This window comes from Gammaproteobacteria bacterium (assembly GCA_040183005.1).
GTDB lineage: Bacteria > Pseudomonadota > Gammaproteobacteria.
This window is the reverse complement of record JAMPIW010000007.1, coordinates 426,730-445,531: the sequence shown is the minus strand read 5'-3', so window position 1 is coordinate 445,531 and position 18,802 is coordinate 426,730. Positions and strand designations below refer to the sequence as shown.

Here is an 18,802-nt window from a genome sequence, read left to right as displayed (position 1 = left end):
ATGTTAAATTTCACCCACTCGATTTCACGAAGACCCATAATTTCAAAAAAAACCGGGGAGGAGCTGCTGAGATGCCTACCGCGAAGCGGAGACATGAGCCTAGTGTAATTCAGCGCTTGCTCGACGAGCCTTATCGCTTTGAATTTTTTCAGGCGGTCAGGATGCTTGAGCTATGGCTCAAACGTAATGGCGTGCCACATGACAGTGCAGTGGCGGATTATCTGCGCTTCAAGAACAGCATCTCGTTGAGTTTTCCGGCCAGCGAACTGGATGCGCTGAACCCTGACCCGAAGTCGATTGCCAGAACCGCTCAGGACTTGCTGGCAGCACTACAAAAAGACACGCTGAATCACATTGATCTCACGCCCACATTTATGGGTTTTTTGGGGAGCAGTGGCGTTCTGCCTAGTCATTACACAGAGCGCATAGCTGCGCATGTGATATACGAAAAAGACGAGGGTCCACGCGCTTTCCTGGATAGCTTTTCGAATCGCACCCTAGCGTTATTCTACGAGGCGTGGTGTAAGTATCGGCTTGAATTCAAGTACGAGATTGGCAGGAACGACCGTTTCCTGCCCTTGCTGTTGTCCTTTGCCGGCTTATCCCATCGTTCATTACGTGAAAGATTAAGTGAAGATGGTCAGGGCCTTCTGGATGAGTCGATGGGGTATTATGCGACGGCTCTAAGCCATCGCCCCGCCTCTGCGGCCTATATCCGGCATGTGCTGAGTGAGTACTTTGGCGTGCCCATCGCCATTGAGCAATTTATTGGTCACTGGTATGAAGTGCCGCATGAACAGCAAACAAAACTCGGGGAAATCAATACCACCTTGGGCTCTGAAGCGATGATGGGCGCCCGCGTATGGCAGCGTGACCTACGTTTGCGGCTGATAATTGGTCCGCTCGACAAGAAAAATTTTGATGCGTTTTTACCCGGTGGCATAGCTGCTAAATCCTTGGAAAAAATGCTGTCAATGTTCACCGGCTTATGTCTTGAATATGAAGTTCAGCTTATATTTCACAGGAATGAAGTGCAGGGAACGGCCTTGCTATCCGATAGCGAATGTGGACGTCTCGGATGGGACACTTTTTTGGCGCCAGAGTCAGGATTGACTGACCGTGCTGACGTCCGGTACGAAATTCACGCGCTTTGAATGAAAGAAGCAATGATACACAACGACATAAGCCGTAGCGCACGCTACTTCTGTCGCCATGTATATTTAGCAACCTCTTCAGCGTGATTGAGTGAGAGAACATAAATACCGGCTGTATTGTTACCCCATATTTATATAGGCCATATTTAATAGGAAATTGCAGTAATGAGCATCAATCTTAAAACGCTGATCAGCAAGCTCAACAATACATCACGCATCGCAGCCACACGTGCCGCCAGCCTCTGTGTCGAGCGTGGGCACTACGAGGTCGATATCGAACACCTGTTCCTCGCCCTACTAGAGCAGCCCAAGAGTGACTTCGTTGTCATTGCCCGGAAATGCGGGATCAGCGTGGCGGGGTTGGAGGCGGATTTACACGCCGAAATCGGCCGCTTCAAGGCGGGTAATTCACGCACACCGGTGTTCTCTCCCCATCTGCCCAAGCTGTTCGAGCATGCCTGGCTGATCGCCTCGCTCGACACCGAATCCGGACAGCCCAACACGATACGCAGCGGCCACCTGCTGCTGGCGCTGCTGACCGAACCCGATCTGGTGCAGCTTGCCTACCGTGGCTCCAAGTTGTTCGTCAAGTTCAAGGTGGACGAGCTCAAGCACAATCTCGCCAAACTCACTGACGGCTCGCAAGAGGCCCCTGCCGGTGCGGGGGTTTCGGGCGGCACCCCTGCGGTTCAGCCGGGCGGCGACGATCCCGCAGGTGAGCTGGCGGGCAAGGCGGCCCCCGCCAAAACACCGGCGCTCGATCAGTTCACCACCAACCTCACGCAGCGCGCGCGCGAGGGCAATGTCGACCCGGTGATCGGCCGTGACATGGAGATCCGCCAGGCGATCGACATTCTCATGCGCCGCCGCCAAAACAATCCCATCCTCACCGGCGAGGCGGGCGTGGGCAAAACCGCCGTGGTCGAGGGCCTGGCGCTGCGCATTGCGCTGGGGGATGTCCCCGAGGTGCTGCAGGGTGTCGAGATACATACCCTGGACATGGGCTTGTTGCAGGCCGGTGCCAGCGTCAAAGGCGAGTTTGAAAACCGCCTCAAGAATGTCATCGATGAAGTCAAAAAATCCCCGCATGCCATCGTGCTGTTTATCGACGAAGCGCACACCATGATCGGCGCCGGTGGCCAGGCCGGACAGAACGATGCCGCCAATCTGCTCAAGCCTGCGCTGGCGCGGGGCGAGTTGCGCACCATCGCCGCCACCACCTGGAGCGAATACAAAAAGTACTTTGAGAAAGACGCCGCCCTGGCGCGCCGTTTTCAGGTCATCAAGGTCGAGGAACCCAGCGAAGAGCTGGCCTGCGCCATGCTGCGCGGCATGGCGCCGTTGATGGAAAAACACTTCAATGTACGCATCTATGACATCGCCATCACCGAGGCGGTACGCCTGTCACACCGTTACATCAGCGGCAGGCAATTGCCGGACAAGGCCATTAGTGTGCTCGATACCGCCTGCGCCAAGGTCGCGCTGGGCCAGAATGCAACGCCTGCGCTGCTCGACGACATCGATAAAAACCTGGCGCGCATCGACGCGGAGATGGCCGCGCTGGCGCGGGAAGAACGTACCGGCGAAACACATGCGGCGCGCTTGCAGGATCTGCGCGAACTGCACGCATCGTTGAGCCGCGATCGCACGGCGCATGCCGCGCGCTGGGCGCAGGAAAAAGCCCTGGCGGAAAAAATCATCGCCGCGCGCGGCGCGCTGGAAACACAGCACGCCCCTGACGCGGGGGGCGGCAAAGCCGCACCCGGCAAGGCGGGCAAGAAGTCCACCCCGGATTCGAAAGAGGCCCGCGCGCTGCAGAAGTTCGGCGAGGAACTTAAACTCCTGCAAGGCGAGGCACCGCTGGTACCGGTGCAGGTCGATGGCCATGTGGTGGCCGGGATCGTCTCCGCCTGGACGGGCATCCCGCTGGGCAAGATGGTCAAGGATGAGATCAAGACCGTCCTCAACCTCAAGGATCTGCTGCAGGAGCGCGTGCTCGGGCAGGCGCACGCCATCGAGGCGGTCGCGCAGCGGGTGCGCACCGCGCGCGCCAATCTGGACGACCCCAACAAACCCAAAGGCGTGTTCCTGTTCGTCGGCCCCTCCGGCGTCGGCAAGACCGAGACCGCGCTGGCGCTGGCCGATGTCCTGTTCGGCGGTGAGCGCAAGCTCATCACCATCAATATGAGCGAATACCAGGAGGCGCACAGCGTTTCGGGCCTCAAAGGCTCCCCGCCGGGCTATGTCGGCTATGGCGAGGGCGGCGTGTTGACCGAGGCGGTGCGGCGCGCGCCCTACAGCGTGGTGCTGCTCGACGAGGTGGAAAAGGCCCATCCCGACGTGCTGGAGCTGTTCTTCCAGGTGTTTGATAAAGGCGTGCTGGACGATGCCGAGGGCCGCGAGGTCGATTTCAAGAACACCCTCATCATCCTGACCTCAAATGTCGCCTCCAGCCTGATGATGCAGGCGTGCCTGAACAAGGACGCGGCGGACCTGCCCACGCCCGCCGCGCTTGAGGAAACGATCCGGCCGCAGCTCATGAAGGTTTTTAAGCCCGCGTTTCTGGGGCGTTTGAAGGTGATCCCCTATTACCCGATCTCCGACGACGTGCTGGCGAGCATCATTCATTTAAAACTGGGCCGCATCCAAAAACGCATCGCCGCCAACCACAAGGCGGAGTTCGTCTACGACGAGGCGCTGGTCGAGGCGGTGCTGGCGCGCTGTACCGAGGTGGATTCGGGCGCCCGCAATGTCGATAACATCCTGAATGGCACGGTGCTGCCGGAGATTGCGGAAAGCGTGCTGGCGAAAATGGCCGAGGGCGCGCCCATCGCCAGGATCAAGGTCAGCGCCAACAAGCAGGGCCAGTTCAAATATGCCATCAAGTAGCGGCGCGCCCTCCCCGCTTCCTCGTGAAGTATTGGGGCGCACCCTTACAACGACAAAAAAACACAAGCACACAGGCGTCTTATGACCATCGACATTTCAACACCTTTACAGACAGTCACGGACGCGCTGTCGGCCCTTTTGAACCCGTGGAGCCAGGCCAGCCGCCTGCTCAAATTGACCACTCCGCTCGGTGCGGACACGCTGCTGGTGGAGTGCGTTACCGGCCGTGAGGGCCTGAGCCAGGGCTACAAATTCGAGATCATGGCGCTGTCCACTGACGCGCACCTGGAACTCAAGGCCCTGACCGGCCAGCCGGTGCTGCTGGAGCTGCTGACGGCCACGGCCGCGGGGTCGACGCTGCTTGCTGCCGCGCTGCCGTTGACGGGGACATTGACGGGCGCGGGCGAGCGGCGCCCCTTTCACGGCCACGTCACGCGGGCCGAGGTGGTCGGCGCCAATGGCGGCCTGGCCCGCTATCGCCTAGTCGTCGAGCCCTGGACGGTGTTTCTGGGGGCAAGCCGTGATTCCACGACCTATCAGGACATGAACGTCTTCGAAATCCTCGAATCCGTCTTCCGGGATTACGAAGGACAAGGCGCGCTCGCCCCGGCCTGGCGGCTCGACATCGCCGACCCCGGCCTCTACCTCACGCGCTCGCTCACCACCCAATACCAGGAGACCGACCTGGCCTTCGTCGAACGGCTGATGAATGAAGAGGGCCTGTTCTATTTTTACGAACATGAGGGGGATGCTGTGAGCCCCACACGTGGCCGCCACACCCTGGTGATCGCCGACCACAACGGCGCGTTTACGCCCAATCCCCAGGCCGACATCGACTTCACCCAGCCCGGCGCGACGATGAAGCGCGACAGCATGGACCGCTGGCGCGGCGAGCGGCGTTTACAGACCAACACCGTGGCCCTTAGCGGCTGGGACTACCGCGGCCTCGACACCCGCCCGGTGGTGGCCCACGGCAGCGCGGAAAATGGCGGCGACGGCCTGAGCCTGGTGAGCCGGGACGCGCCGGGCCTTTACCCCTATCCCACCCGCGAACAGGGCGAGCGCCGCGCCAATCATCGTAAGCGTCCAGCCGCCCCATCTATACAACTCAGCCTGATGTCTGTACAGACCGCAATGGCAGCAGATCATCAATGCGGCTGTTAGGCCAGGTCGGCAGTTTCTCCAGCGTATCCTTCAGCCAGGCAGCCGGCTCGATGCCGTTAAGTTTCGCCGTTGCGAACAGGCTCTGGATGGCGGCGGCGCGGCGGCCCGCGCGTTCACTGCCGGTGAACAGCCAATTCTTTTTACCAAGCGCAATAGGACGGATGGTGTTTTCCACCGGGTTGTTGTCGATGGGGTAACGGCCATCCCCGAGGTAGCGCTTGATTGCATCCCAGCGTTTGAGGCTGTAGTCGATGGCCTTGGCGGTGCCGCTACCCGTGGCGGTGGTGAGCCGTGTGCGCTGGAGCCAGGCATGGAATTCGTCCAGCTTCGGCTTGGCGTGTTGCTGGCGTAATGCATGACGATCTTCGATGCCCAGGGTCTTGCCCTGATCTTCGATGGCGTAGAGTCCGGCAATGCGCTTCAATGCCTCGGCCGCAATCGGGCTCTGATGGGCGGCATGCAGATCGTAGAATTTCCGCCGCGCATGGGCCAGGCACGCCAGTTCCACCACGGCGTGGGCGAACAGGCCTTTGTAGCCGGCATAATCATCGACCATAAGGGCACCCTTCCAGCCTTGCAGGAAGTTCCTGGCATGTTTGCCGCGCCGGTCGGCCTGGTAGTCGAAGAGGACGAGGGGGTCTCCCTGTTCGAGATCGCAACTTCGGTAGGCCCAGAGGAAGGCGCGTAGCGTTTTTCCCCGTCCGGGGTCGAGTTGCTGCACCGGGGTCTCGTCGGCGTGCAAGACGGTGCGCTGGCGGAGTCTCTCGGCCAGCCGGTCGGCCAGCGGCTGGAGTGCCACGCCAATGCGACCTACCCATTCGGCCAAGGTGGAGCGTGACAGGGTAACCCCACTGCGGGCCGCGATCTGCTCCAGCCGGTAGAGAGGCAGGTGATCCATGAATTTGCTGACCATCACCCAGGTGAGCAAGCCCGGCGCCGCCATGCCGCCGTCGATGACCGCCGGCGGAATCGGCGCCGCACTGACGGTCTCACAAGCACGGCAAGCATACTGCGGACGAATGTGGCGATGCACGAAGAAGCGGGCGGGCTCGACATCCAGTTGCTCGCTGATGTCTTCGCCGATCTTGACCAGATCCTTGCCGCACTGGCCGCAGGTGCAACCCTCAGGTTCGTGGCGATGCTCGATGCGCGGGAGATGATTCGGCAACGGCTGGCGACCGGCGCGTTCGCGCTTGGGTTGCTGGGTAGATGCCAGCTGTTCCACTTCGGCTTCCAGCGCACTGGTGTCGGTATTCCAGCTTTCCTCGAACAACTCGCGCTGCTCCAAGGAGAATTGTTCGCTCTTGTTGGCAAAGCGAATGCGCTTGTAGTAGGCGAGTTCGAAGGTCAGGGCCTGGATTTTGAGGTCGGCGTGTTTGAGCTGCTGGTCGCGCAGTGACAGTTGATCGCTTAACTGTTGTACTTTGTTACTCTTTTCGTCGAGCTGCTGCATCGCCAGCACAGCCCAGTTTTTGAGAGCGGCAGGAGCGTCTTGCAGGGCTGCTTCGGCAACGTTTTTCATGACAAAATTATACCATGAAACACCGCAGAAAGCCGCATAAATACAGGTTTTTATTCACCATTTTTCATGGCGGCTTCAATCGTCACAAACGCCAGTCGGCCGCCGGTTGGGCCGACATCCGCTGCCAGTCGACACCAGCAATCAGCCACTGCCATTGGGCAAGTTCCAATGACCAGACCGGACTGTCCGCCTGCGGCCAGACGAAGCGCCCCCGATGCAACCGGCGCTGGCACAACCACACGCCATTGCCATCCCACAGCAACACCTTGAGCCGATCACCGCGACGGTTACGAAACACATAGGCCGAGCCATCGCAGGGGGCCTTGCCCAGCGCCTGCTGCACCCGCAGCGACAGACCATCGATGCCCACCCGCATGTCCATCGGCGCGACCGCCACCCAGATCGTATGCGGCTGCGCAATCATGACAAGCCCCGCAGCAAGGTTGCCAGCCAGCTTGCCGAAACACCGGACGGCAGCGTGAGCTGCCACCCCCCGCGTTCTGCAACACCAACCCAGCACCGTTGACCTCCTCGATCTGCACGGGCACCAGCGTGACCGCATCCGTGCCGCTCACGCAAACGTCGTTTCGACGGTCTTTGGCGATCCGGTAGCGAAGCTGCTTCGGCACCAGTCCATGCTGCCTGCAATAATCAATCTGCTTCAGGCCACTACACCGCCAGGCCGCGACGTGCTGCTGCCAGTAGTGGCGACTTGCCTCCAACGATTTCATATTCATGTGCCGCTCTCCTGTGAAAACCACAGGGTGGCGCAAGGGTAACTATAAAAACAGGTGGGACGGCTGGACGCTTACCAATCATCTGCTCCAGGCCTTGGAGGTGCGCAACAAGATCTTCACCGGCGCGGGTACCGTGCGCACCCTGGCGCCCGGCACCACGTTTACGCTGCACGGCCATGCCGGGTACGATCTGATGTCGTTGGCCGGTGCTACCGCCCCCTTGGGGAGTACCGGGACAACGGCGGACACAGACAACACCTTCGTCGTGCTGCGCGTGATCCACCGCGCCCATAACAACCTCAACGCCGATCTGCACGCCCAGGTCGAACGGGCGCTGGGCACGGTGGTGACGAACGGGCCGGACGGGGATGACGCACCCGGCGCCCGTCCCCTGTACCGCAACTGCATCGACGCGATCCGCAGCCACATCCCCTACCGCAGCCCGGCTGCCGACAATCACGGCCGCGCCCTGCACCCCAAGCCCCGCGCCCCCGGCCAGCAGAGCGCCATCGTCGTCGGCAGCGGCGGCCCGGTCCACACCGACCGCGACCACCGCGTCAAGGTGCAGTTTCACTGGCAGCGCGGCGCCAATAGCCACAGCCGCCTGGCGCATCCCAACCCCGACGGCCACACCGGCGCCCCCGCCGATGACCGCGCCGGTACCTGGGTGCGGGTCGCCACCCCGCTGGCACCGATCGCCGGGGCCAATTGGGGCAGCCATGCCCTGCCCCGCGTCGGCCAAGAGGTGCTCATCACTTTTGCAGAAGGCGACATCGACCGCCCCGTGGTCGTCGGCGGCCTCTACAACGGCCGCGGCCAGGACGACGCGCAGAACAACCAGGTCAGCCACGGCACGGGCAGCGCCACCGGCAACGCCCCGGCGTGGTTTCCCGGCGAGAAGGAGGGCCACGCCCACCCCGCCGCCCTGTCCGGCATCAAGAGCCAGGCCCTAGCCGCCAGCCAGGCGGGCAACGGCGCCTACAGCCAACTGGTGTTCGACGACAGCCCCGGCCAGAGCCGCACCGTGCTCCAGCACCATGCCCAGCCGCACCACGGCACCGCAGAACTCAACCTCGGCCACCTGCGCCACCAGACCGACAACCAGCGCCTCGCCCCGGCGGGCTTCGGCGCCGAACTCAAAACCCGGCACAGCGCCGCCCTCAGAGCCGGAGCAGGCCTGCTGATGACCACCGACGCGCGGCGCAACGCCAGCGGCACGCAACTGGACTCACGGGAAGCCCAGGCACAGATCGAACACGGCCACCAACTGCAAACCGCCCTGGCCTCCACCGCGCAAAAGCATAACGCCAAACTCAAGGACGAACCCGCCGCGGAAAAACTCCCTGCGATTGCGCAGATGCAGCACAGCATTGACGTGGTGAAAAGCACGGCCGCGACGGACAACCCCGTCACCGCGTATAGCGAACCGCACCTGCAACTCTCAAGCACAGCGGGCATCGCCGCCGGCACCCCCGCCAATGCCATCCTCACCGCAGGCCACACCAGCAGCCTGACCGCCGGGCACGACATCAACCTCGCCGCCCAGGGCGGCAGCTGCCACCTGGTCAAAGACGGCATCAGCCTGTTCACCTACGGCAAGGCCGGCAACAACAACAAACCCAACCAGGAAACCGGCATCAAACTCCACGCCGCCAGCGGCAAGATCACCTGCCAGAGCCAGTCGGACCAAACCAAACTCACCGCCGACAAGACCATCACCGTCGCGAGCATCACCAAGAGCATCACTATTGCGGCCAGCAAGCACGTGCTCTTGACCGCGGGCGGGGCGTATATCAAGCTGGCGGGCGGGAATATCGAGATCCACGGGCCGGGGGCGATGGCGTTTAAGGCGAGTATGAGGGAGTTGGCGGGGCCTGCTGGCGGGAGTGTGGCGGGGGTGAGTTTGCCAGTGCCTTCCGAGCTTTACCTAAAACCAACCGAGGAACCACACAGCTTGCGTTTTGCCGCGCTCGGTGCCGATGAAATGCTAGGATTATCAGGCTGGGCCGGTCATCCATTTTCAATTGTGGATCGTGATGGAAAAGCCGTGGCTCAAGGTACTGTTGCAGAAGATGGCCGCTTGCCGCGCGTGACAACTCCGCGCACCCAATCGCTCACGCTACGCTTGGGCGATCCCAAAGGTGCGCAATTGGTTCCCGGCCCTTCGAGCGCACACGAGCCAATATCAGCCATGCCTAGTGTGGATGAAGATTCCGGCGAAGAGGAAACATTGCAAAGTGCCTCGACAGAAAATTCCGACGACGCCCACGCCGCATCGCACGTCATCGCCAACCGCTACTTCAAGGAAGTGTTGGGCGCAACATCGCACCACCGCACTGAATTCCTGTCTGAGTCGGCCGTGGCAGAACTCCTCAACAAGGCAAATGCCTCCTGATACTGAACGAGACACTCAACATGATGCGCTTCGTTAAAGCCACTTACCACCCCAACATCAAAGCCGCCGAGTTCATCGCGGACGATGGTCGTCACCTCATTCGCACGGGCGGATCGCTGCAATGGCGCATTTGCAACGCAGGCAATCTTGTTTCGCCCATCGCCAATGGTATACCGTGTCCAAAGAGTACCAAGGGCTACATCGGCTTTGCCAAGACAGCCAACAGTGATCACCACTTCTTCATCTTTCCCAATTACGAGACTGGCCGCGCCGAACTCAAGGCGTCTTTGCTTCGTAAATACAAAGAAAAAACACTGAGTGAAACCATCAAAGTCTATGCGCCCAAGCACGACGGCAATGACACCGACAGCTACATCAAAAATCTCAGCAAGATGTCCGGCATAGAAAAAGACACTAAGATCAAAGACCTCAACGATGCTCAACTCAACGCGCTCATGGATAGCATTGAAAAGCTGGAGGGCTATCACGCCAATGCCGACACCCGCAAGGAAGTCTGGGTCAACGTGAGTCATATCCAAGCTACCGATGGATCAAGGCCGCTGGCCGATGAAGAAATCATCGTGCGAGTGGATGGCAAAGAAACCACGCTCAAATCCAACGCCGTCGGCCAGTTCCCGCCTATAGTGCATGGCACAGGCACAGCGGAGATTCATCACAAAACAATCGATGGTGACTTGAGGAAGGTTGGCGAACTACCAGTCGACAAAGGGCAGCACTGGAATCTATTGACCAAGGTCGCAGAATTCTTCGGAACGACGGCACCCGTTAAGGCACCGGACACGCCCATCACGAAGAAGCAGCCGCTTCAATACACTGTACAACCCGGTGACACGCTGGGTAAAATTGCAAAGCGTTTCAAATTAAGTGTCGAGCAAATTAAAAAGGACAATCGGCTTATAAAGGACATGATACTTCCTAGTCAGGTGCTTGGCATTAACCAACCCGCTCCGGCATTTATTGCGGCGACCTCAGCTAAGAAGGCTGCACCAAAAGCGGCAGCTTCAGCCTCTACACCACAAACAAAAAATACCCCCAAACCAAAACGTTTTCCGACGGCTGAAAACCAGACTGCTGCGGCACGATCTAAAGAAGGCGCGGGCGAGCCACTCGCACTCATCATACCCGAAGATGGTGTTGCGCCTTGGATGAAATATGCGATAGCCGAAGCGAAAAGGTTGAAAGGCGAATCAGAAGCAGAAATTGAGAAGGACATCAACTACCACCAGGAAATAAAGGGCGGCCTTAAAAGCTTGGTGGGCACGAAAAATGCGTGGTGCGCTGCATTTACAAATTGGTGCTTGATGAAAGCGGGTTATCCTATTCAAAACCCAAAAGAGACAGGGTTTGTGGATTGGTCGGCAGCCAAGGTGCGGGCTGATGGGTTCAGGCAACTGCACGGCAAGAAGGAGTCAAAAGAACAAAAATACGACGATATTCCATTTGTGCCAAATCCACTATTTATCAAAATTGCTAAACCTGTATATGGGGCGATTGCAGTTGTCACTACTCCTGGAAAGCATGCTCGTGGACAGCATGTCGGGTTTGTCTATTCCAGCATTGATGAAAATCATGTTTGCCTCCTTGGTGGAAATCAAAATGATAGAGTAAAATTTTCACCTTTCAACATTACTCCAATACCAGACCGAATCGTCATTAAAGACAAAAGTAAAAAAACAGTTAAGGGGCGAAAAGACTATTTAGAATTTTTTCTCCCCTCGATATACAGTAATCCGGACAAAAACAACACCAGTGCACTTCAGGTTTTAGATGTCGAAGAGCTCAATAAATCTATCGGAATTGAAAAGAAAAAAGTAGTTGGTGAACGCGAAACTACGAGGTAACTATGTTTATAAAAAAGTCATTATTGATTATCGCTGCACTTTTTGCATGCTTGAACGCATTTGCTGGCTCTGTTGAGGGTCCCTATATTGTATGGGTAAATCTTTCGAAAGAGCCATCCGAAGTTGATAACAAAATACGAAATTACCTCAATCATGGGGACGATTTGTGCTGGAACAACGACGCATTGATTTTTATGCGTAGCAGACCCCCTGAAATCTCAAAGGAACTGATAAATTCAGCGATCATAAAGCACGAAACAAAAGCAATAGCGAAACTGAATAGAATACTTAAAAAACCATTTGGTGAGGCAAATGACGGATTCGACGGGATCATCGTATATGGCGATCAACCTAAACCAAAAATGTACAGCCTAACTACAGGTCTGCGGCAAGTCAAAAGTGAATCAATAAACAGTAAGAAGGAACTTGAAATATCACTTTGCATCCTCATGCCAGAAATTATTCGAAAACCATAAAAAATTAAATTTAAACGCGGTAAGTTGTGTTTGTAGGTTGGCGCTGAGCCTGCGAAGCCCAACATCTCACCATCGCCTGTCCCTTTCCCTGCCAGAGCAGCCCAAGAGTGATTACACAACCCCATGGACTCGCTCAGCCAACATCTGCGTTGTGCGTGGGTACTACGAGGAGCCAGTAAATCATGGAACATGATACTCCCAAATCGTCTAAACCGAAGCTCATTCTTCCCAATGGAGCGCCCCTATCCAAGAATGAAGACTCTCTCCCCAAGACACCACTACCGACGCAGCACATTGGCGCATGGGCAGGAGCGCTGCTCACACTCTCGACAATCATATTATTCGCTTCAGGCGAAGGCTATCGTGAGGGATACCTAAGTGGCTTTAGTGTAGACATCTCGCAAGTGCCTATTAGTTTTCAAGAAACACTTTACTGGGGATATCTAGCGAATGCCTCTTATGGCGTTATTTTCCTTTGGATCTTAGCCATCTCTGTGATTGTTCTCGGCGGGTTCATGATGTTTGTGGGCGAACTTCAACAGCGCTTTCCAAAACTCAGGCAGAAAAAATCTGCTGAAAAGCCAACCGCTAAAAAACACTCGCCCGGATTAATCGTGACATTTGCTGGACTCGGCATCATGTTGATTGTTTATGTGCTCGCCATCGGCTACTGGATCCCAAAAAGTGCGACCGACCATGGGAGAGCCCAGGCGGAAGCGACGATGGAGGCGTTTATCACAGACGAAACGAAGGCGGCAGAAATCTACAAGCTGCACTGTTTACAAATGAGCTGGGAGAAAGAAGATGGCGGGAAACTGCGCGAAATGTACGTCTACCAGTTTTTTTGCAATGACAAGCTTTGCAAAGTTTTTGAACCCGCCACAAAAACATTCCCGACTGTTTTTCTTGATGGCATTCGATCAATCGTGCCGCGCGGGGTTCCTGCGGATGGGCGGAAATCCTGTGTCGGGAACGAAACAAAGATAGGAAGCAAGTAGTTCACAAAAGGCTACCGATATGTTCCAGCCGCACCGCGTTACGCCCCTTCCACGGCCACATCACAAAGATCGAGGCGGTGGGCGCCAATGGCGGCCTGGCCCGCTATCGCCTGGTCGTCGAGCCCTGGACGGTGTTTCTGGGGGCAAGCCGTGATGCCACGACCTATCAGGACATGAACGTCTTCGAAATCCTCGAATCCGTCTTCCGGGATTACGAAGGACAAGGCGCGCTCGCCCCGGCCTGGCGGCTCGACATCGCCGACCCCGGCCTCTACCCCACGCGCTCGCTCACCACCCAATACCAGGAAACCGACCTGGCCTTCGTCGAACGCCTGATGAATGAAGAGGGCCTGTTCTATTTTTACGAACATGAGGGGGATGCTGTGAGTCCCACACGTGGCCGCCACACCCTGGTCATCGCCGACCACAACGGGGCGTTTACCCCCAACGCGCAGGCCGACATCGACTTCACCCAGCCCGGCGCGGTGATGAAGCGCGACAGCATGGACCGCTGGCGCGTAAGCGTCCAGCCGCTCCACCTGTACAGCTCAGCCTGATGCCTGCACAGACCGCAACGGCAACAGCTCATCAATGCGGCTGTTAGGCCAGGTCGGCAGTTTCTCCAGCGTATCCTTCGTAAGCGTCCAGCCGCCCCATCTATACAACTCAGCCTGATGTCTGTACAGACCGCAATGGCAGCAGATCATCAATGCGGCTGTTAGGCCAGGTCGGCAGTTTCTCCAGCGTATCCTTCAGCCAGGCAGCCGGCTCGATGCCGTTGAGTTTCGCCGTTGCGAACAGGCTCTGGATGGCGGCGGCGCGGCGGCCCGCGCGTTCACTGCCGGTGAACAGCCAATTCTTTTTACCAAGCGCAATAGGACGGATAGCATTTTCCACCGGGTTGTTATCGATGGGGTAACGGCCATCCCCGAGGTAGCGCTTGATTGCATCCCAGCGTTTGAGGCTGTAGTCGATGGCCTTGGCGGTGCCGCTACCCGTGGCGGTGGTGAGCCGTGTGCGCTGGAGCCAGGCATGGAATTCGTCCAGCTTCGGCTTGGCGTGTTGCTGGCGTAATGCATGACGATCTTCGATGCCCAGGGTCTTGCCCTGATCTTCGATGGCGTAGAGTCCGGCAATGCGCTTCAATGCCTCGGCCGCAATCGGGCTCTGATGGGCGGCATGCAGATCGTAGAATTTCCGCCGCGCATGGGCCAGGCACGCCAGTTCCACCACGGCGTGGGCGAACAGGCCTTTGTAGCCGGCATAATCATCGACCATAAGGGCACCCTTCCAGCCTTGCAGGAAGTTCCTGGCATGTTTGCCGCGCCGGTCGGCCTGGTAGTCGAAGAGGACGAGGGGGTCTCCCTGTTCGAGATCGCAACTTCGGTAGGCCCAGAGGAAGGCGCGTAGCGTTTTTCCCCGTCCGGGGTCGAGTTGCTGCACCGGGGTCTCGTCGGCGTGCAGGACGGTGCGCTGGCGGAGTCTCTCGGCCAGCCGGTCGGCCAGCGGCTGGAGTGCCACGCCAATGCGACCTACCCATTCGGCCAAGGTGGAGCGTGACAGGGTAACCCCACTGCGGGCCGCGATCTGCTCCAGCCGGTAGAGAGGCAGGTGATCCATGAATTTGCTGACCATCACCCAGGTGAGCAAGCCCGGCGCCGCCATGCCGCCGTCGATGACCGCCGGCGGAATCGGCGCCGCACTGACGGTCTCACAAGCACGGCAAGCATACTGCGGACGAATGTGGCGATGCACGAAGAAGCGGGCGGGCTCGACATCCAGTTGCTCGCTGATGTCTTCGCCGATCTTGACCAGATCCTTGCCGCACTGGCCGCAGGTGCACGATTCTGGTTCATGGCGATGCTCGATACGCGGGAGATGATTCGGCAACGGCTGGCGACCGGCGCGTTCGCGCTTGGGTTGCCGGGTAGATGCCACCTGTTCCACTTCGGCTTCCAGCGCACTGGTGTCGGTATTCCAGCTTTCCTCGAACAACTCGCGCTGCTCCAAGGAGAATTGTTCACTCTTGTTGGTAAAGCGAATGCGCTTGTAGTAGGCGAGTTCGAAGGTCAGGGCCTGGATTTTGAGGTCGGCGTGTTTGAGCTGCTGGTCGCGCAGTGACAGTTGATCGCTTAACTGTTGTACTTTGTTACTCTTTTCGTCGAGCTGCTGCATCGCCAGCACAGCCCAGTTTTTGAGAGCGACAGGAGCGTCTTGCAGGGCTGCTTCGGCAACGTTTTTCATGACAAAATTATACCATGAAACACCGCAGAAAGCCGCATAAATACAGGTTTTTATTCACCATTTTTCATGGCGGCTTCAATCGTCACAAACGCCAGTCGGCCGCCGGTTGGGCCGACATCCGCTGCCAGTCGACACCAGCAATCAGCCACTGCCATTGGGCAAGTTCCAATGACCAGACCGGACTGTCCGCCTGCGGCCAGACGAAGCGCCCCCGATGCAACCGGCGCTGGCACAACCACACGCCATTGCCATCCCACAGCAACACCTTGAGCCGATCACCGCGACGGTTACGAAACACATAGGCCGAGCCATCGCAGGGGGCCTTGCCCAGCGCCTGCTGCACCCGCAGCGACAGACCATCGATGCCCACCCGCATGTCCATCGGCGCGACCGCCACCCAGATCGTATGCGGCTGCGCAATCATGACAAGCCCCGCAGCAAGGTTGCCAGCCAGCTTGCCGAAACACCGGACGGCAGCGTGAGCTGCCACCCCCCCGCGTTCTGCAACACCAACCCAGCACCGTTGACCTCCTCGATCTGCACGGGCACCAGCGTGACCGCATCCGTGCCGCTCACGCAAACGTCGTTTCGACGGTCTTTGGCGATCCGGTAGCGAAGCTGCTTCGGCACCAGTCCATGCTGCCTGCAATAATCAATCTGCTTCAGGCCACTACACCGCCAGGCCGCGACGTGCTGCTGCCAGTAGTGGCGACTTGCCTCCAACGATTTCATATTCATGTGCCGCTCTCCTGTGAAAACCACAGGGTGGCGCAAGGGTAACTATAAAAACAGGTGGGACGGCTGGACGCTTACATCGGTTCGACCACCAGCCAGACTTGTGCGGGCGTGGGGATCATGGCAGTTGCCGCAACAGGTCGGCCAGCCACGGTGCGCCCTCTGTCGGCAGCTCGATTCTCCAACCGCCCGGACTGTGGAGCCGTACGACGTTCCCCGTTACCGGTGCACCCACGCTGACCGGCACCAAGGTGAGGGATGACTTTGCCGATGCAACGGCTTCCCTCTCCTTGCGCCGCCAGCGATAAAACGCCTTCTCACCCAACCCTTGGTTCGCACAGTATTCCCTCTGCGTCAGATCACTTCGACGCCAGGCTTCAAGATGCTCTCGCCAGAATTCCTGCCCATGCCTCTTCGCCATCTGGAGTCCCTCCGAAAAAGCAGCAAGAGTGCACGGGCTTCGCGGAAAACTACAGGTGGGACGGCTGGCCGCTTACGGTGCAACTCAATACGCGCACACCGGAATCGCCACCATAGCGAGCCACGATGCGCGCAAAGCTCGTCCACGGCACAAACTCCATAAGTTGCGCGAACAGCGTCTTGCCCAGATTCATAGTCCACCTCCAGAGAAATTGATCTCTGGAAATTACTCGAATTGGGATATGCGAAAATTGATTTCAAATCGGCACCAAAATAAATCGCTCTGCAACCCGCGCCAATACTCAATCTTGGCTCGGAAATTTTTAACTTAACCGGACACTAGTGGTATTCTGCACCCACCACTCGCCCGCATGGCCCTGAGCCGCTTGGCCGCGCCTCTCCTGTTGAGGTTGCCGACATCGGGTTGTGGTTGTGGACCCGTGCCGGTGCTGCCGGTTTGTGCGTAGATGACACTCCCGGCCTCCTGCAATGTTTTTTTCAGCGTTTCCGCGCGTTCGGTGGCAAGTGCCGCATCGCGCTTGGTAAGCGCCTCACGGGTATCTCGCAGGTTGGACTCGATACGCTTGCGCAAGTCTTCGCTAAGTTTTGCCCCAAAGTCAGCCAACGTCCTTTCTGCCTGATAGCATACCGAGTCTGCCGCATTGAGCTTATCCGCCTCCTCTCGGCGTTTTTTGTCCTGCTCAGCGTAGTGTGCGGCCTCTTCTATCATGCGCCGCTTCACATCCTCGGGGAGGCGGGTGGAGCTGGTGATGCGCACCGACTGGGATTTGGCTGTGGCGGTGTCCTTGGCAGAGACGCTGAGTATGCCGTTGGAGTCGATGTCGAAAGTGACTTCGATTTTAGGCACACCGCGTGGGGCGGGCGGTAGGCCGTCCAGGTTGAATTCGCCGAGGCTGGTGTTGTCACTAGCCATGGGCCGTTCGCCCTGGAACACATGTATGGTCACCGAGGTCTGCATGTCTGCGGCAGTAGTGAAGGTCTCTGACTTTTTCACCGGGATGGGTGTGTTGCGCGCAATCAGCGGCGTGGCCACCCCGCCCAGGGTTTCTACCCCCAGGGTGAGCGGCGTGACGTCCACCAGCACGATGTCGCCCACTTGGCCGGTGAGCACGCCAGCCTGGATGGCGGCGCCGCTGGCGACACATTCCATCGGATCAACACCCATCTCTGCCGGTCTGCCGAACAGCTCTTCAAAAAAGGCGCGTACCACCGGCATGCGGGTCGGGCCGCCGACAAATACGATACGGTCGATCAGTCGCGGCATGATAGCGACATCGTGTAAGGCTTGCTCCACGGGCGCGCGGCAGCGCTCTATCACTGGGTGCACCACGCGCTCCAATTCGGTGCGGGTGAGGTCCATTTCCAGATGGCGCGGTTCACCTGCTATGGAGGCAAGATAAGGCAGGCTGATATGGGCGGTAGTGCTAGTGGAGAGTTCGATCTTGGCGATTTCTGCCGCCTCCAGCAGCCGCGCGCTAGCTTTTTGGTCGGTGCGGGTGTCTATCCCTGTCTGATCGCGGAAGCGGGCAGAGAGATGTTCGAAGATGGCCTGGTTCATGTCTGTTCCACCAAGCTGAGTGTCCCCACTGGTGGCCTTCACCTCGAACACACCCTTGCCGAACTCCATGATGGTCACATCCAGCGTGCCCCCACCCAGGTCGATCACCACAATACGCAGTTCCTGCCCCAGCCGGTCGAGCCCGTAGGCCAGCGCTGCCGCAGTCGGCTCATTCACTAGACGGGCCACATCGAGTACGGCGATGCGGCAGGCGTCCTTGGTGGCGCTGTGCTGGTTATCGTCGAAGTAGGCCGGAACCGTGACCACTGCCTGTGTGACGGGTTCGCCCAGAAAAGCCTCGGCGTCACGTTTGATTTTTTGCAGCAGAAAGGCGGAGAGCTGTTCTGGAGAGAACTCGTGGTCGCGCAATCGGATCTTCTCACGCCGGCCCATCTGGCGCTTGAAGGCCGTTGCGGTCCCTTCAGGGTTCGACGCCGCCTGGCGCCGCGCAGGTTCGCCCACAATCACCTGGCCATCGGCAGTGATGGCTACATAACTGGGGAAGGGCCTTGCCGCCAAGGCTTATCCCTTCGCCACTAGGAATCAGCACTGGCCGTCCGCCGCGCAACACCGCCGCAGCCGAGTTGGAAGTGCCCAGATCGATGCCAATGATTGCCATATTGCCTC

At 58.5% G+C, this 18,802-nt stretch carries 16 protein-coding genes and 1 pseudogene; 8 read left to right on the top strand and 9 right to left on the bottom strand.

Going from position 1 to position 18,802, the window contains the following annotated elements; all coding sequences use genetic code 11:
- The first annotated feature begins 71 nt into the window (after positions 1 to 71).
- The 3 genes from tssG to M3A44_07945 all read left to right on the top strand — a co-directional run bounded on the left by tssG (position 72) and on the right by M3A44_07945 (position 5,207).
- Positions 72 to 1,154 (top strand): type VI secretion system baseplate subunit TssG, encoded by a 1,083-nt coding sequence (gene tssG, locus M3A44_07955; GenBank protein MEQ6341578.1) that lies wholly within the window; start codon positions 72 to 74, stop codon positions 1,152 to 1,154.
- Positions 1,155 to 1,319: 165 nt separating this feature from the next.
- Positions 1,320 to 4,043 (top strand): type VI secretion system ATPase TssH, encoded by a 2,724-nt coding sequence (gene tssH, locus M3A44_07950; protein ID MEQ6341577.1) that lies wholly within the window; start codon positions 1,320 to 1,322, stop codon positions 4,041 to 4,043.
- 81 nt (positions 4,044 to 4,124) lie between these two features.
- Positions 4,125 to 5,207, top strand: a complete 1,083-nt coding sequence (locus M3A44_07945; GenBank protein ID MEQ6341576.1) for a type VI secretion system Vgr family protein — start codon at positions 4,125 to 4,127, stop codon at positions 5,205 to 5,207.
- Here the strand turns inward: M3A44_07945 and M3A44_07940 are convergent.
- From M3A44_07940 to M3A44_07930, 3 genes are all read right to left on the bottom strand, one after another.
- Positions 5,152 to 6,660, bottom strand: coding sequence for an IS66 family transposase (locus tag M3A44_07940; GenBank protein ID MEQ6341575.1), 1,509 nt, complete (start codon positions 6,658 to 6,660; stop codon positions 5,152 to 5,154). The genes M3A44_07945 and M3A44_07940 overlap by 56 nt on opposite strands.
- A 151-nt stretch (positions 6,661 to 6,811) precedes the next feature.
- A complete protein-coding gene (gene tnpB / locus M3A44_07935; protein MEQ6341574.1) occupies positions 6,812 to 7,111 on the bottom strand; it encodes an IS66 family insertion sequence element accessory protein TnpB in 300 nt (99 codons plus the stop codon).
- Entirely contained in the window at positions 7,017 to 7,466 is a 450-nt protein-coding gene (locus M3A44_07930; GenBank protein MEQ6341573.1) for a hypothetical protein, read from the bottom strand. The genes tnpB (M3A44_07935) and M3A44_07930 overlap by 95 nt, the downstream gene beginning before the upstream one ends.
- A gap of 13 nt (positions 7,467 to 7,479) precedes the next feature.
- Here M3A44_07930 and M3A44_07925 point away from each other — a divergent pair, with 13 nt between their 5' ends.
- The 5 genes from M3A44_07925 to M3A44_07905 all read left to right on the top strand — a co-directional run bounded on the left by M3A44_07925 (position 7,480) and on the right by M3A44_07905 (position 13,754).
- A complete protein-coding gene (locus M3A44_07925; protein ID MEQ6341572.1) occupies positions 7,480 to 9,861 on the top strand; it encodes a DUF2345 domain-containing protein in 2,382 nt (793 codons plus the stop codon).
- A gap of 20 nt (positions 9,862 to 9,881) precedes the next feature.
- Positions 9,882 to 11,723 carry a LysM peptidoglycan-binding domain-containing protein gene (locus tag M3A44_07920; GenBank protein ID MEQ6341571.1) on the top strand — a complete coding sequence of 614 codons (1,842 nt, stop codon included), beginning with the start codon at positions 9,882 to 9,884 and terminating at the stop codon, positions 11,721 to 11,723.
- Between the two features lie 2 nt (positions 11,724 to 11,725).
- Positions 11,726 to 12,199 (top strand): hypothetical protein, encoded by a 474-nt coding sequence (locus tag M3A44_07915; protein MEQ6341570.1) that lies wholly within the window; start codon positions 11,726 to 11,728, stop codon positions 12,197 to 12,199.
- A gap of 182 nt (positions 12,200 to 12,381) precedes the next feature.
- The gene (locus tag M3A44_07910) at positions 12,382 to 13,197 is read left to right on the top strand and encodes a hypothetical protein (GenBank protein ID MEQ6341569.1); all 816 of its coding nucleotides are present in this window, start codon (positions 12,382 to 12,384) and stop codon (positions 13,195 to 13,197) included.
- Positions 13,198 to 13,214: 17 nt separating this feature from the next.
- Entirely contained in the window at positions 13,215 to 13,754 is a 540-nt protein-coding gene (locus M3A44_07905) for a type VI secretion system Vgr family protein (protein ID MEQ6341568.1), read from the top strand.
- A gap of 109 nt (positions 13,755 to 13,863) precedes the next feature.
- On the opposite strand, the gene M3A44_07900 is transcribed toward M3A44_07905, so the two are convergent.
- The 6 genes and pseudogenes from M3A44_07900 to dnaK all read right to left on the bottom strand — a co-directional run bounded on the left by M3A44_07900 (position 13,864) and on the right by dnaK (position 18,794).
- A complete protein-coding gene (locus M3A44_07900; protein MEQ6341567.1) occupies positions 13,864 to 15,372 on the bottom strand; it encodes an IS66 family transposase in 1,509 nt (502 codons plus the stop codon).
- 151 nt (positions 15,373 to 15,523) lie between these two features.
- On the bottom strand, positions 15,524 to 15,865 hold the full coding sequence (gene tnpB, locus M3A44_07895; protein ID MEQ6341566.1) for an IS66 family insertion sequence element accessory protein TnpB: 342 nt from the start codon (positions 15,863 to 15,865) through the stop codon (positions 15,524 to 15,526).
- Complete coding sequence (locus tag M3A44_07890; GenBank protein ID MEQ6341565.1) at positions 15,862 to 16,179, bottom strand: IS66 family insertion sequence element accessory protein TnpB; 318 nt, start codon at positions 16,177 to 16,179, stop codon at positions 15,862 to 15,864. The genes tnpB (M3A44_07895) and M3A44_07890 overlap by 4 nt, the downstream gene beginning before the upstream one ends.
- A gap of 115 nt (positions 16,180 to 16,294) precedes the next feature.
- A complete protein-coding gene (locus tag M3A44_07885; protein ID MEQ6341564.1) occupies positions 16,295 to 16,597 on the bottom strand; it encodes an IS66 family insertion sequence element accessory protein TnpB in 303 nt (100 codons plus the stop codon).
- Between the two features lie 49 nt (positions 16,598 to 16,646).
- Positions 16,647 to 16,790 carry a DUF4372 domain-containing protein gene (locus M3A44_07880; GenBank protein ID MEQ6341563.1) on the bottom strand — a complete coding sequence of 48 codons (144 nt, stop codon included), beginning with the start codon at positions 16,788 to 16,790 and terminating at the stop codon, positions 16,647 to 16,649.
- Positions 16,791 to 16,935: 145 nt separating this feature from the next.
- A pseudogene (dnaK, locus tag M3A44_07875) lies at positions 16,936 to 18,794 on the bottom strand (molecular chaperone DnaK).
- Between the last annotated feature and the right edge of the window lie 8 nt (positions 18,795 to 18,802).

Bases quoted from the DNA above. Each gene is read 5' to 3' on its own strand.
- tnpB (MEQ6341574.1), bottom strand. From the start codon at position 7,111: ATGGACATGCGGGTGGGCATCGATGGTCTGTCGCTGCGGGTGCAGCAG.
- M3A44_07940 (MEQ6341575.1), bottom strand. From the start codon at position 6,660: ATGCAGCAGCTCGACGAAAAGAGTAACAAAGTACAACAGTTAAGCGAT.
- M3A44_07945 (MEQ6341576.1), top strand. From the start codon at position 4,125: ATGACCATCGACATTTCAACACCTTTACAGACAGTCACGGACGCGCTG.
- M3A44_07885 (MEQ6341564.1), bottom strand. From the start codon at position 16,597: ATGGCGAAGAGGCATGGGCAGGAATTCTGGCGAGAGCATCTTGAAGCC.
- M3A44_07930 (MEQ6341573.1), bottom strand. From the start codon at position 7,466: ATGAATATGAAATCGTTGGAGGCAAGTCGCCACTACTGGCAGCAGCAC.
- M3A44_07915 (MEQ6341570.1), top strand. From the start codon at position 11,726: ATGTTTATAAAAAAGTCATTATTGATTATCGCTGCACTTTTTGCATGC.
- M3A44_07890 (MEQ6341565.1), bottom strand. From the start codon at position 16,179: ATGAATATGAAATCGTTGGAGGCAAGTCGCCACTACTGGCAGCAGCAC.
- tssG (MEQ6341578.1), top strand. From the start codon at position 72: ATGCCTACCGCGAAGCGGAGACATGAGCCTAGTGTAATTCAGCGCTTG.
- M3A44_07910 (MEQ6341569.1), top strand. From the start codon at position 12,382: ATGGAACATGATACTCCCAAATCGTCTAAACCGAAGCTCATTCTTCCC.
- M3A44_07900 (MEQ6341567.1), bottom strand. From the start codon at position 15,372: ATGCAGCAGCTCGACGAAAAGAGTAACAAAGTACAACAGTTAAGCGAT.
- M3A44_07880 (MEQ6341563.1), bottom strand. From the start codon at position 16,790: ATGAATCTGGGCAAGACGCTGTTCGCGCAACTTATGGAGTTTGTGCCG.
- M3A44_07920 (MEQ6341571.1), top strand. From the start codon at position 9,882: ATGATGCGCTTCGTTAAAGCCACTTACCACCCCAACATCAAAGCCGCC.
- tssH (MEQ6341577.1), top strand. From the start codon at position 1,320: ATGAGCATCAATCTTAAAACGCTGATCAGCAAGCTCAACAATACATCA.
- tnpB (MEQ6341566.1), bottom strand. From the start codon at position 15,865: ATGATTGCGCAGCCGCATACGATCTGGGTGGCGGTCGCGCCGATGGAC.